The sequence below is a fragment of the Glaciimonas sp. GG7 genome (assembly GCF_052976905.1).
On sequence record NZ_JBRIIQ010000116.1, the window covers coordinates 1 to 12,243 of the forward strand.

At 48.6% G+C, this 12,243-nt stretch carries 16 protein-coding genes, 1 tRNA gene and 1 pseudogene; all 18 read right to left on the bottom strand.

The features are described 5' to 3' along the window. Positions 1 to 523 (bottom strand): DUF927 domain-containing protein (locus ACVBEF_RS18540; protein ID WP_447125403.1); only part of this gene is annotated, 523 nt, incomplete at its 3' end. A 30-nt stretch (positions 524 to 553) separates the two neighbouring features. Beyond that, complete coding sequence (locus ACVBEF_RS18545) at positions 554 to 814, bottom strand: hypothetical protein (protein ID WP_447125404.1); 261 nt, start codon at positions 812 to 814, stop codon at positions 554 to 556. 160 nt (positions 815 to 974) lie between these two features. Next, positions 975 to 1,232: a hypothetical protein gene (locus ACVBEF_RS18550; protein ID WP_447125405.1), complete on the bottom strand. Its 258-nt coding sequence runs from the start codon at positions 1,230 to 1,232 to the stop codon at positions 975 to 977. A gap of 76 nt (positions 1,233 to 1,308) precedes the next feature. Next, positions 1,309 to 1,467, bottom strand: coding sequence for a hypothetical protein (locus ACVBEF_RS18555; RefSeq protein WP_447125406.1), 159 nt, complete (start codon positions 1,465 to 1,467; stop codon positions 1,309 to 1,311). After that, positions 1,464 to 1,655, bottom strand: a complete 192-nt coding sequence (locus ACVBEF_RS18560; RefSeq protein WP_447125407.1) for a hypothetical protein — start codon at positions 1,653 to 1,655, stop codon at positions 1,464 to 1,466. Before ACVBEF_RS18560 ends, ACVBEF_RS18555 begins: the two co-directional genes overlap by 4 nt. A 123-nt stretch (positions 1,656 to 1,778) precedes the next feature. Continuing rightward, on the bottom strand, positions 1,779 to 2,030 hold the full coding sequence (locus ACVBEF_RS18565) for a hypothetical protein (protein WP_447125408.1): 252 nt from the start codon (positions 2,028 to 2,030) through the stop codon (positions 1,779 to 1,781). 13 nt (positions 2,031 to 2,043) lie between these two features. Further along, positions 2,044 to 2,478: a hypothetical protein gene (locus ACVBEF_RS18570; protein WP_447125409.1), complete on the bottom strand. Its 435-nt coding sequence runs from the start codon at positions 2,476 to 2,478 to the stop codon at positions 2,044 to 2,046. 179 nt (positions 2,479 to 2,657) lie between these two features. Beyond that, on the bottom strand, positions 2,658 to 3,344 hold the full coding sequence (locus tag ACVBEF_RS18575; RefSeq protein WP_447125410.1) for a Rha family transcriptional regulator: 687 nt from the start codon (positions 3,342 to 3,344) through the stop codon (positions 2,658 to 2,660). 413 nt (positions 3,345 to 3,757) lie between these two features. Next, positions 3,758 to 4,036: a hypothetical protein gene (locus ACVBEF_RS18580; RefSeq protein ID WP_447125411.1), complete on the bottom strand. Its 279-nt coding sequence runs from the start codon at positions 4,034 to 4,036 to the stop codon at positions 3,758 to 3,760. A 60-nt stretch (positions 4,037 to 4,096) separates the two neighbouring features. After that, a complete protein-coding gene (locus ACVBEF_RS18585; protein ID WP_447125412.1) occupies positions 4,097 to 4,318 on the bottom strand; it encodes a hypothetical protein in 222 nt (73 codons plus the stop codon). A gap of 175 nt (positions 4,319 to 4,493) precedes the next feature. Next, a complete protein-coding gene (locus tag ACVBEF_RS18590; protein WP_447125413.1) occupies positions 4,494 to 5,162 on the bottom strand; it encodes a tyrosine-type recombinase/integrase in 669 nt (222 codons plus the stop codon). 1,174 nt (positions 5,163 to 6,336) lie between these two features. Further along, complete coding sequence (locus tag ACVBEF_RS18595; RefSeq protein WP_447125414.1) at positions 6,337 to 6,819, bottom strand: GNAT family N-acetyltransferase; 483 nt, start codon at positions 6,817 to 6,819, stop codon at positions 6,337 to 6,339. Positions 6,820 to 7,155: 336 nt separating this feature from the next. Next, positions 7,156 to 7,249: transfer RNA gene (locus ACVBEF_RS18600), tRNA-Ser, on the bottom strand. Positions 7,250 to 7,366: 117 nt separating this feature from the next. Beyond that, positions 7,367 to 8,617: an aspartate kinase gene (locus ACVBEF_RS18605; protein ID WP_447125415.1), complete on the bottom strand. Its 1,251-nt coding sequence runs from the start codon at positions 8,615 to 8,617 to the stop codon at positions 7,367 to 7,369. A gap of 146 nt (positions 8,618 to 8,763) precedes the next feature. Beyond that, positions 8,764 to 10,194, bottom strand: coding sequence for a tRNA lysidine(34) synthetase TilS (tilS, locus tag ACVBEF_RS18610; protein ID WP_447125418.1), 1,431 nt, complete (start codon positions 10,192 to 10,194; stop codon positions 8,764 to 8,766). Positions 10,195 to 10,241: 47 nt separating this feature from the next. Further along, a complete protein-coding gene (locus tag ACVBEF_RS18615; protein ID WP_447125416.1) occupies positions 10,242 to 11,216 on the bottom strand; it encodes an acetyl-CoA carboxylase carboxyltransferase subunit alpha in 975 nt (324 codons plus the stop codon). A 112-nt stretch (positions 11,217 to 11,328) separates the two neighbouring features. Continuing rightward, positions 11,329 to 11,979: a DNA-3-methyladenine glycosylase family protein gene (locus ACVBEF_RS18620; RefSeq protein ID WP_447125417.1), complete on the bottom strand. Its 651-nt coding sequence runs from the start codon at positions 11,977 to 11,979 to the stop codon at positions 11,329 to 11,331. Positions 11,980 to 11,984: 5 nt separating this feature from the next. After that, positions 11,985 to 12,243 (bottom strand): annotated as a pseudogene (locus ACVBEF_RS18625) (cysteine--tRNA ligase); the annotation flags it as partial.

The following is a 12,243-nucleotide window of genomic DNA, read 5'->3' on the forward strand; positions in this document are numbered from 1 at the left end:
GTGCGTTGCCGGTAGCGCGCCACCTTTGTTTGAAGGTGGCGCCGCCATATACTGATGCGGCGACCAGTTGCGCGGTGCTTTTGCCGATGGAGCTGCTGCCGACGAAGTGGATACCGTCCGATTCCTGAACGGCGTGGTGCAGAATCATGCCGCCGAACGCAGCCGATAGCGCAAAGATCAAGCGGCTGTTACCGCTACACAGCCGGGCTACGTTGTCGCGCCATTGCTTAACCGATCCGCTTTGTACGTACTGGCACGCGGTTTTGTTTTCTGACTGATACAGGACGCTTTCCTTGACCGTGCCGATGGTGCGATCAGGCATGACAAACACCTCACCGAACCAGCCGGTTTGCTGCATACAGCGTGCGCGGGCTTTGGGTGAACTCTCGACCAGGTATTGCGATAGCCGGTTCCTGGTGGCCATACTGGGCGCGATATTCAGCCCCAGCCGTGCCAATTCGCGCCGCATCTCTAAGCCGTCACCGGCCAGCATCTCCATCGGGATCGCCCATTCATGGCGCACACCATCGGCGTCGTTGAACTCGATGACGCGTCACCAGTTTTCAGAAGAGCGATCACGGACCAAGGCCATGACGCGCAGCGGTGAGCAAATGCGGATCGGTTTGCCGGGTTTGTCGTCGCTGCCTTCCGGGATGAAGTACACGCCCATGTCGGACATAGTGAAGCCATGTGGCAGGCCGGTGATCCGCTGTCTGGCTTTTTGTGATTCTTTCCTTGGCTGCTCGGTGACGTCGGCGCTTAACGCTGCCGCTGGCGGGAGAATTAACACAGCCGCATCGATGGCGGTTTGCACGATGGCCGCACCCTCAATCTGGTGTAGGTCGTTGAAGTCGGTGGGCTTGTTGTCGTCCGATTGGAAAGAAGCGTATCAACAGGTGCGCCACCAAAGCTGTAGTAACGACTGGCTTTAGTGCCACCGCTTTAAACTTCTTACTACCGTCTGCATCAATGAATTACAAGGTGCTGATGACACCAGCGCCATCACGGACAGGGATAATCAAGGTCCGTCTGTCCTTGAACTCTCTCAGGCCGTAGGGCTTGATTCCCTTGCGTATGCAGTATGGGTTATCGTCGGTGGCGGGTCGGGCGTTATCCCAAATAGCCTGTGATTTCAGCGCTGCATCTGCTACCAACACTAAGCGCGTGAACTCGGCTGTTTCTTTGGCTTTATCGATACGGGCCAGATATTCGGCTCGTTCTATTGGTGACAAGGACTTATCCGCTTTGCCACACCATTTCTCGGACAAGTCGGTTTTTCAGTTGCCGAAAGCGCCAGCCGGTACGCCGTCATCGTGCAAATATACCAAGAATATCTCTTGCCTCGCTTATCGTCATCAGCATCAAACCGGTGTCGTACACGTCAGCGATAACCTCAATCTGGTTCAAGCCGTAGACCGACATTGCTGCGCCAAATTCTTGCATCGTATTGCAAATTGTGGCGTTCAATGGATAGCCTCCGTTCCTGTTGCACGCGTTGCGATACGGACGATAACTGCCTTGAATGTGCCGCCGCGCTGGTCTGCAATATCTTTCTGGTTGGACTTGATGAAACGCCGGGCCTCAACGTGCGTGGTAAAGGAAATCAATGCGCCGTCAAAGCGAACGGCCCAGCTTGTGGGGGTGAGAGTGGACATTATTTTGCACCTCTGTTTGTGCTAACAACCAAGGTCAGATGAAGTGGCTTTGCTTCAATATGCATTGCTGCAATGTTTTACGCGCTACCTAGTAACATTCTTTGATGGGCGCTGTTCATGTTCTTAAACGCACAGATCAGCGCAGCTTCTTCGGGCGTGAGAGGTACCATTTTGTGCGTCCTCCACGAGGTTACGTGCCCCGGCTGCAAGTTCAACCAACAGATAAGATGCGTCCCTCGTTAACTCAACATTTAATTCGCCAGACATTGCCGCATCTCCGATCATCTGGTTCATGGCTCCAATACCGGACAGAAAAATCATTAAATCAACGCCATCCGCGAAGTGGTCTTTTAATGCGTTGGTAGTGGTGCTCATACTGCACCGCCGATCAATGCTGACGGTCGATTGAAATATCTGTTGTCAGCTCATGTGCGTGAGTTAAGGCATTCTTATGGCCGATGGCGCTCAGTACATCGAACACAGATAGCATTGCTGCTACGGTGTTGATTTGGCTGGTCAGGCGTTGGATTATTTGGGGACGGGTTTGGGTACGTGTAGCGGTGCAGCTAAACATGTTGTGGCTTCCTTGGATATTGTTAAATCCGCTCCCTCCTGCTAAGAAGGGTGGGCGACAAAGACGGGTTAGCAGACCGGTATCCAACGCAACCGGCAGGCCGAAGCCTCCCATCAGTGCCGCCCAATGAAGGCGCAACAAGGGTATACAGACGTAAAAAAACCGCATTGCGCGGTCTGTCAGTTTTGGATAATTCAGGCTGCTAAACCCGTTCTCCTTTTTCTCAGAGACGCGTTGAGCGTACCTCATGATCTCGCTCCCCGCGCAATTTTATTATGCAAAATATATTGACCTGCGATGTGAAGCGAGACGCACTCGATTGCCAATGACTCCATGACGGTAGTGATCTGGTGGTCTTTGCGCAATTCAATCACTCGCGCCGGGGTGTAGACGCAGGATGGCGGCCAGCTTCGTTACCAGGGAGTTCATTAGGCAATCCTTGAACGCTTGGCGCGGAATGAATCAAGGTACGCCGGTAACGTAGCTTTACGCTCGTTGTAAGTGCGGCCTCGGGCAATCCATATAGCGTTACTTGCCTCGATCTTTTCCATACAATCAATATCTATTTTTTCCATCTGGTCACGATCAACAGACTCAAAGTATCTGAACATCACCCAATTCACTAGCTTGGCTTCGTTGACGTAATGGAAGGCACTTGTTTGTTTGCCGTTGTCCTCTCGGGCTTCCTTTAAAGCCATACTCATCATTTGATAGACGGTCGAGACCTTGTACCGTACCCCTGACCAGTCGCCGCTCTGACTGGCTAGCTCGTCACGCATCGCCAGGAATGCATCTATAAGCCGGACCTGACCGATGCGGGAGTTCTTGCCGCTGATGAACGGCATGGCAATTAATGCTGCGCGTTCGGTCAATACGATCATGCGGCGCTTCTTTCCCTGTGCATCAGAGTAAGAGGCCTCCTTGGATTCAAGGCGGCTAATTGTGCCGTCGCCTTTCAAATCATCAAGATATTGCAAGACGCTATCGTGTCGGCGTCCGAACTCCCTTATGATTACCCGCGAGTCGGTGACTGGCTTGCCTTTATGGAGATGGACGATTACGCTTGGAACCGGCTTGGCTGCCATTGCCGGAAGCCCGGCGATACGGGCGATCATTTGACCTCCACGCTGTAATTCAGCGGGTCTGCAAAGAAGCGGTGAAGCTCTCGGTGACTGTAGGCTGTGCAGCGAAGGGAAAATTTGATTGCTTGCGGTGCCTTACCAGCGTTCATCAGTTGCCGGTGCTTTTCCCGACATACAGGGTAAAAGGAGCGATCTGATTCCAGCGGCTCATGCCATCAAGCGGGGGGGAATTGGGACAGGGTATCTGCCAGAGTTGCTGCTGGTGGTACGGGCGGGATTGTGCGGATAACCATGATTGCCTAACTTTGCATGTTGCCTCCGTGATTCAGTGGATTGATGTAAAGATAAGTGCCGACTAGGACTCTAGGAGCAAGCACTTTCACCCTTAGGGTAAAGCCCATTTTTCACCCCAAGGGTAGGCGTGAACCCACGCCAGTACTGGATACTTATCCTAAGGGTGAAACTTTTTTCTTTCGACTAATTGAACACGAAACTCGCTCAATTGCTTGCGCCTCAGGCTTGGTTTGGCTGTATTTTTGCATTAATTTAATCACCAAAACCTCTTGCTTTGGTGATAAATCAAGATTTCCCCAGTAGTCGCGCTGAACTTGTATAGCGATCTTCATAAAATGCACATTGTGAGAAGCAATTACGCTTTGATCACCAATAAGATGGCGCAATTCATCAATGGTTTTCTGTACCTTAGCGAATTGCTGCTTGAACATTTCGATTTGAACTTTTGCCTCGGTAAATTTTTTCTCACTTTCAAGCGCTCTTTCTTTTAACTAGGGATCAGTCGAAGTCACGGTCGGCACACTAGACAGTTTCTCCTTACCTTCTGACAAGTCTTTCACGGCGTGCGCGAATTGGTGTTCGATCAGGTCGACCCGTTCACCCATCACTTCATCCATGATCGTGCGTGCCATTGCCCGAAAGCCGTGGGCGGTCATCACTTCTTTGCTGTACCCCATGCTGCGCAGTACTGCGGTTATCGTGTTTTCACTCATGCACCTTGCCCCGGTGCGAATGCTGGGGAAATCGAATTTGCTACCGCCAGTCATCTTGTGAGCGCCGCGTAATATCTCCACCGCTTGTACCGATAGCGGTACCAAGTGATCTATTGTTATTTTTACTGGCAGGAATACGCCACTCTGCTGCGTCCAGGTCGATCCATTCGGCTGATCACAACTCTCCAGGACGCACGAACAAGAATAGGGACAGTTTCAGTGATGCGACCGCGTAAGGATGGCCGGTGTAAGTGCGGATCGAGCGCATTAACTCACCGGCCTGTTTCGGCTCAGTGATCGCCGCATAGTGAACTTTGGGGATAACAGACAATGCACCCCTCAGGTCTGCGGTTACGTCACGCTCAGTGATTCCAATCGCCACGGCGTAACGTAAAATCTGGCCGCATATTTGTTTTACCCTGTGCGCCGAATCAATAGCCCCCCGAGTTTCCATCTTTTGCACAGTAGTCAGGATATCAATAGCCTTGATGGTCGATACCGGCATTTCCCCAATAAAGGGAAACACGTCCTTTTTTAACCAAGTCGTTATCTTGCCTTGGGTAGACTCTGCTCTGGTTGTCGCCGTCTTTCCTAACCAGCCCCATGCCACAAGCTCGAACGTGTTTGCCGCCGATACCGCCTTGGCTTGCTTATCATCGCGCCTAAGTTGAGCCGGGTCTGTTCCCGCTGAGCGCAGTGCCCTTGCCTCTTCGCGTTTTTTACGCGCTTCCATTAGAGAGATCGCCGGATATGATCCAAACGTGAGCCTTGTATTTTTACCATTGGGTTGGCGGTAAGCCATACGCCATGTCTTCGCTTCAGTCGGTGCTACTTCCAGATACATCGTCCCGCCATCAGCAAGCGTATAGGTCTTGTGTCTGGGCTTGGCGTTCGAATTTGAATATCGGTAAGCGGCTGGGAAAGTTTAGGCATTTTGCATCCACTGGTTTTTAAAAAAATCCATGGGAGCAAACATGGACGTAAAAAAGATGGGTTTCAATGGGCAAACTTGGGCGCAACGGGCGTTAAAAAACCCCTAAGCGTTTGATTTCTTAGGGGTTTTTAGGCAAACGTGGTGAACGTTTGCAATGAGTTTGGTGCCCGAGACCGGAATTGAACCGGTACGACGATTAAGTCGAGGGATTTTCTTACCACTTCGACTTTCGCCGCCAGTGCAAGCACTGTTCGTGGTCTGGAGCACGCCTTCACCATAGTCTTGCAACTTTAGGTGCTCGCCGTCTGCTCTCTACACCTTCCCTCAAACTTTCGCCGGAGGGCTTGGCTCGGTATTAGCTCGGAATTAAATCCAGGGCCTTCGCCGAGTTTGACGAGTTTCACCTCAAGAATTTCTTCAAGAGGGCTCAAATTAGTTTAAGTCCCTTGTGTCTACCAATTTCACCACTCGGGCATTGTAAGACTCCATATTATGGATGTCTTCTTTGCTTTTTGCTAATTACTTGCATTCAATTCAAAATCATACCACCTAACCTTAAGTAACAAAAATACCCAAAGACACGGCGAAACAAAGTATTAATTAATTGCAAAGTCGCATTCTACTAACCTTGTGATTAAGAGTCAAATCTGAAAAAAAATAGGCTATTTTACTTATTGCCTCATTTCCCCTGATTCGAAACAGGGGCAGATTCTATCAGGTTATAACAATCAAGACTATGGTGTTTCCTCAAATTTTGCTTTTGATTATTGCTCTGAACTCTACTCTTGAATTTTAAGCAAAAAAAACCCGCCTATTTAAGTAGGTGGGTTAAATCCAAACCGTTGAGGTGTTGGAGGAGACAGTTAGAACTATATCGCAGCTAAGAAAAAACCATCCATCTTATTTTGAATACCACATATTCATATTTTTAATATCACAGTAGCGGATGATTCGACAATTCATAGATACGGCTTACAAACACTTACTGCGAACATTGCTCAACGATATTAGTCTTGTAACGATATTAAGACATTCCCCTACTTATGCAATCTCGTACCCTCACTCACTAATGAACCTTGCTTACTCATACCTCAATCCCCGTCGGGCGTATGTATGAGACGCTCAACTCATCCTGACTAACCACAACAAATCCATGATATTGATAAAAGCCATTCGACCTACTTTCCTTTAACGCACTGACTTTGATGGGCAAATTCAACGCATCAGCTTGACCAATAATATTTTTTATCACTATCGCACCGATACCACGACCTTGATAATCAGGATGAATATACAAATGCTCTAGGAGGAAGGCCTGATCAGATTGCTTAACGACGAAGAAACCGGCATGCACTCCGTTAGCGAAGATATGGCGGGCGTATTCGACTTTAAACCCACTGCTTAACCGCTCACGCGCACGGATCGGATCAAACCGACCTACCCGCTCTAAACTCTCTCGCATTGCGGCAATTCGCAGTGCGACCAGACTCTCGAAGTCCTCCTTAGTTACTATCGTGAAAACGATTTGCAGTTTGTCTTCAATAGCGTTTTTATACATCGTATTCATATACTTGGACCGCCCTCCCAAAAAAGGGAAAATAATTAATACAAATCTACGAGCTACACAAGTGCACCTCTCTGCGAATGCAAAAAAGCCAACGATTACTCGTTGGCTTTTGAGGAGCTCCTTAATAATGAAGATACTCCGTTATCTCGTAAAACTGTGCGCCCCACGATTCGCGGGGGCAAGAATAGCATAAACAACGGTCCTTGATAAGGACTGCTACATAGCCACATTATCGGACTGGATGAATAGTCATCTGACCCAGCACTTAGGCCATTAATAATGGACGTTAAAAATGAAAAAGCCCCTGAATAATCAGGGGCTTTTTCATTCATTCTTTGGAGGAGGCGGTGGGAGTCGAACCCACGATACAGGTTTAAGCCCGTATGCTTCCTTAGCAGGGAAGTGCCTTCGACCACTCGGCCACGCCTCCAAACTTCTACAACATCACAACATCGCTGCAGCAAGGCTACGCATAATATCTTTTCAAATGAAGTTGGTCAATGAAAAGTCTGTCTTTTTAACTATATAAGTTAAATTTATTACGACTTCATGCCTTTTCTAATTCAAACGCTTTATGCAACGCACGCACTGCCAACTCCATATACTTTTCGTCAATTAATACTGATATCTTAATTTCGGAAGTTGAGATCATTTGGATATTGATGCTCTCCTCCGATAAAGTTCTAAACATTTGTGAGGCAATGCCAACGTGGCTACGCATACCTACGCCGACGACGGAGACTTTGGATACTTTGTTGTCGCCGATGATATTGCCAGCCCCTACGTGCTCTTTAACTTTGCAGTCAAGCACAGCCATTGTCTTATCATATTCACCACGAGGAACGGTGAAGGTGAAATCGGTTTTCCCATCCATTGATTGATTCTGGATGATCATATCGACTTCAATGTTGGCCTCAGCAACTGCGCCAAGTATCTGGTAAGCGATACCCGGACGATCAGGGACGCCGATGACGGTAATTTTTGCTTCATCGCGACTAAAAGCTATGCCAGTAATGGTGGCTTGTTCCATCTTAGTATCTTCCTCAAACGAAATCAGGGTGCCGGAAATCATTTCTTGTTCCAGCGGCATTAAAGGGTCAGTCAACGAGGACAATACGCGTGTTGGCATTTTATAATTCCCTGCAAATTCGACCGAACGAATTTGCAGAATTTTAGAGCCAAGTGATGCCATTTCAAGCATCTCTTCGAAAGTCACCGTATTGAGGCGACGTGCATCCGACACCACGCGTGGATCGGTGGTGTATACCCCATCCACGTCCGTATATATAAGGCATTCGGCGGCACCCAAGGCCGCCGCGACCGCGACCGCAGAAGTATCAGAGCCGCCTCGACCGAGCGTTGTGATATTACCCTCATCATCAACTCCTTGAAAACCAGTAATAATCACCACTTTACCGTCGTTTAGATCGCGCCTGACCTTCGCATCGTCAATTGAGCGTATGCGTGCTTTGGTGTGTGCAGAGTCGGTTTTAATGACGACTTGCCATCCCGCGTAAGACACTGCAGGTTGACCGATTGCTTGCAGCGCCATTGCCAGCAAAGCAACCGAAGTTTGCTCACCAGTCGATGCAAGCATATCTAGTTCACGAGGATCGGGATTGGCATTAATTTCTTTGGCCAACCCTATTAGGCGATTGGTTTCACCAGACATTGCCGAAGGAACGACAACGATTTGATGGCCCGCGTTATGCCATTTGGCGACGCGCTTAGCGACATTCTTGATACGCTCAGGCGAGCCCATCGAAGTGCCGCCGTATTTGTGGACGATTAAAGCCATATGTATGAGAAAGTGCGCTTGAAGATAGTGGCAGAATTATAAGAAATAACTTCTAACTTTACAGCTTTAGAGCCCCTGTGACAAGGGTGATATAACGCTATATCCCCTGAAGAGATACCAGTTCGATCCTGGCATCAAAAAAAACCTTAAACAGGTAGGATTATTTCTCGAAATACTTTACGCAATGACAAATTATCTGGCTCCCACCGCAAACTGATGTTCCCACTTCCCTCTGGTGCCAACTGATGACAATCGAAACCAATACCAGCCGCGAATAACAATTTTCCCGCTGCATGCACCATCGGTAAACATTCACGCTCCCAAGCAGGGATATCAGCAGCCTGATAGAGATATTTCAGCGCTTTCGTTGGTCGATTGAATGCTAGTTTGAGGCGCTCACCACCACTTCGATACTGTAATTGCAGCGGTTGCTGACGCAACCAATCGGCAGCAACGCCCTGCTCTGCAATATCGAAATGCAAAAGGCCGCCATAAATTGGAAAAGCAATTTGACTCTCGCCATTCCAGTGGAAAAGAATCGGATCAATTTCTTCGCGATCCAAATCATCACGCGGCGTCAAAAAGACGCGCTGTCGATGACGTCGAATATGGCATTCTGGATGTGTAACACAGAGTTGCGCATCGGCTTTCGCCGACAGCAACTGATCTCGCATTTCACTTAACCAGGCACTGGAAGGCATACGCAAATCATGCAACCCAAACCAATAACGTAGCAAATTATCTATGCGTGCCGAGCTCAATTGCCGCACCTTTTCGAGTTCAAGACAATTAACGCCTGCACAGTTTTCCATATCTTGGGCCCCCAACTCAACCAACAGTTTTTGACTGGACTGCATATGACCTGCCGTCCGCGTCAATCGCTCTTGAAAACCCACAAAATATTGACTTAATACTGGCATCAATTGATGACGCAAAGCATTTCTTGCATAGCGTGAATCATGGTTGGACTCATCCTCGACGTAAGAAATGCTGTGACTAGTTGCATATGCCTCAAGCTGTCCCCTCGATACCGTTAGTAGCGGTCGCGCCATTAGCAATGTAGGGTCGCACAGCAACGTGGGGGCCGTATTCATAGTATCCATACCGGATAGTCCTGCCACGCCAGAACCACGCAACAATTGTAGCAACACGGTTTCAGCCTGATCATCAACATGATGGGCAGTCAACAATAACGGAACATTGTGCTGACGGCACATCTCGCCTAATGCAGCATACCGACGGTTTCGCGCCGCCTCTTCGACCCCGGTTTTATCAGTATTACCCAAGGCAATACGACGTGCGTCAGAACTGACACCCAAACGTGCGCACTCGGCGGCACAATGCGCTAACCATAGATCAGCATTAGGGCTAATCCCATGATGTACATGAAAAGCGTAAAGCTTGATCTGATGTACTGCTGCATAGTTCACGGCCAATGTCATCAATACCGACGAATCAAGTCCCCCGCTATATGCGATCGCTAACGACGAAGGAAAGGGGGGCACAACACTGTTAGCGAAAATAGAAAAAGCGCGCTGAATAATATCGCTCAGCGCGCTCTCAAACTGTTCGGTCATGCTGACCGTTTGCGGATTTACCACCGTATTTATCACCTGATTTAATCTTACTCTGTCGCCGAAATTTCCTTGAATTTACCGTAGCTCATCAATTTTTCGTGGCGAGCAGCTAACAAATCCTTAGTCTTGACACCTTGAAACTGGCGCAAGGTGTCAGACAATGCGCGCTTAAGTAAGCTTGCCATTTGTTTGGGATCCCGGTGCGCACCACCAAGGGGTTCATTGACGATCTTATCAATCAAACCCATGGCCTTCAGGCGATGTGCAGTCAAGCCCAAGGCGTCAGCTGCATCGGCAGCACGCTCAGCGCTCTTCCACAAAATAGAGGCACAACCTTCTGGCGAAATCACCGCATAAGTTGAGTATTGCAGCATTAATACCGCGTCACCCACAGCGATCGCCAGCGCACCGCCTGAGCCACCTTCACCGATGATGGTCGCAATTAATGGGACTTTCATCTCAGCCATCGCATAGAGATTGTGGCCAATCGCCTCGGACTGCCCCCGCTCTTCAGCGTCAATTCCTGGGAATGCCCCAGGAGTATCAACAAAAGTAAAAATTGGCAAACCGAATTTTTCCGCCACTTTCATTAAACGTAATGCTTTGCGATAACCTTCTGGCTTCGGCATGCCAAAGTTACGCAAAGCGCGTTCTTTTGTATCGCGCCCCTTTTGATGGCCAATCACCATGCAGGCCTGACCGTTAAATCGCGCCAAACCGCCGACAATAGACTGATCATCGGCATAAGTACGATCACCATGCAATTCATGGAAATCGGTAAACATTTCGTTCACGTAATCCATCGTATAAGGACGTTGCGGATGACGTGCAATTTGCGAGACCTGCCAAGGGGTTAATTTGGCGTAGATATCCTTCGTCAATTGCTGGCTTTTTTTCGACAATCGATCTATTTCTTCAGAAATATCGACTGCAGAATCATCTTGCACAAAGCGCAGCTCTTCTATTTTGGAATCCAGTTCAGCGATTGACTGCTCGAAGCCAAGAAATGTAGTTTTACTCATGGTGTTCCTTTGTTTTACACATCGCCGCGAAGGCATGATGCGACGCTAAATCTGTAATTCCGAATGTGACTTTATGTTTGCAGTACTTCGATACTTAACGATAGTTAGCAACTCAATACTCTACCGGTATCGGCTCCAGGCTACGCCACAGATACCACGTAGCAACAGTGCGCCATGGCTCCCAGTTAGCGGATACTTCGCGTGCATCACTTCGTGAAACTGGCTCTCCCGAAAAGTAATTAACACTAATCCCTTTAAGTAAGCCGACGTCGTCTAAAGGCAAAATATTCGGACGAAGCAGATTAAATATCAAAAACATCTCTGCTGTCCAACGGCCAATACCGCGAATCTGCGTCAACTCAGCAATAACATCTTCATCCTCCATCTCGGCCCATTTGTCGGCATGAACGCGTTTGGCCTTAAAGTGGTCAGCCAAATCGAGGATATATTCAGCCTTACGCTTGGATAAGCCGCAAGCGGCTAACTGTTCGCTACCAGCTTTTAGAACTTGCGATGGAGAACATTTTGGGCAGATTAACAGAAATTTCTGCCATGCAGCGTCAGCAGACTTGATAGAAATTTGTTGTCCTATCACTGAACGTGCCAAAGTAGTAAAGGCTTCGCCGCGGCCGGTCAAATGTAAATCGCCGAACTGCGGAATCAACTTACGCATGATGCGATCACGTTTCATCAATTCAACTTTAGCGTCTTCCCAATAAGCCGCAACAAAAATTTTAGTATCAGCAGTGTTTAATTTTTGCATGCGACTTAGATCCTCCGCCATTCGGTTTGACCATCTGGCCTATCTTCCAACAGGACGCCCTCTGCCAGCAATGCAGCACGAATACCGTCAGCAGCAGAAAAATCTCTAGTCTTTTTAGCGACCAATCGCGCTGCGATTTGCGATTGAATGCTTGCCTCAGTCATACCGGCCGCGCCATCAACATTATGCTCACCCGCATGTCGACCTTTCAAAAAGTCATCCGGCACCCGGGCTAAAAAGCCCAAATTGCCAGCCAGCATCTTC

Bases quoted from the DNA above. Each gene is read 5' to 3' on its own strand.
- ACVBEF_RS18560 (WP_447125407.1), bottom strand. From the start codon at position 1,655: ATGTCCACTCTCACCCCCACAAGCTGGGCCGTTCGCTTTGACGGCGCA.
- ACVBEF_RS18565 (WP_447125408.1), bottom strand. From the start codon at position 2,030: ATGAGCACCACTACCAACGCATTAAAAGACCACTTCGCGGATGGCGTT.
- ACVBEF_RS18570 (WP_447125409.1), bottom strand. From the start codon at position 2,478: ATGAGGTACGCTCAACGCGTCTCTGAGAAAAAGGAGAACGGGTTTAGC.
- ACVBEF_RS18575 (WP_447125410.1), bottom strand. From the start codon at position 3,344: ATGATCGCCCGTATCGCCGGGCTTCCGGCAATGGCAGCCAAGCCGGTT.
- ACVBEF_RS18580 (WP_447125411.1), bottom strand. From the start codon at position 4,036: ATGTTCAAGCAGCAATTCGCTAAGGTACAGAAAACCATTGATGAATTG.
- ACVBEF_RS18585 (WP_447125412.1), bottom strand. From the start codon at position 4,318: ATGAGTGAAAACACGATAACCGCAGTACTGCGCAGCATGGGGTACAGC.
- ACVBEF_RS18590 (WP_447125413.1), bottom strand. From the start codon at position 5,162: ATGTATCTGGAAGTAGCACCGACTGAAGCGAAGACATGGCGTATGGCT.
- ACVBEF_RS18595 (WP_447125414.1), bottom strand. From the start codon at position 6,819: ATGAATACGATGTATAAAAACGCTATTGAAGACAAACTGCAAATCGTT.
- ACVBEF_RS18605 (WP_447125415.1), bottom strand. From the start codon at position 8,617: ATGGCTTTAATCGTCCACAAATACGGCGGCACTTCGATGGGCTCGCCT.
- tilS (WP_447125418.1), bottom strand. From the start codon at position 10,194: ATGACCGAACAGTTTGAGAGCGCGCTGAGCGATATTATTCAGCGCGCT.
- ACVBEF_RS18615 (WP_447125416.1), bottom strand. From the start codon at position 11,216: ATGAGTAAAACTACATTTCTTGGCTTCGAGCAGTCAATCGCTGAACTG.
- ACVBEF_RS18620 (WP_447125417.1), bottom strand. From the start codon at position 11,979: ATGCAAAAATTAAACACTGCTGATACTAAAATTTTTGTTGCGGCTTAT.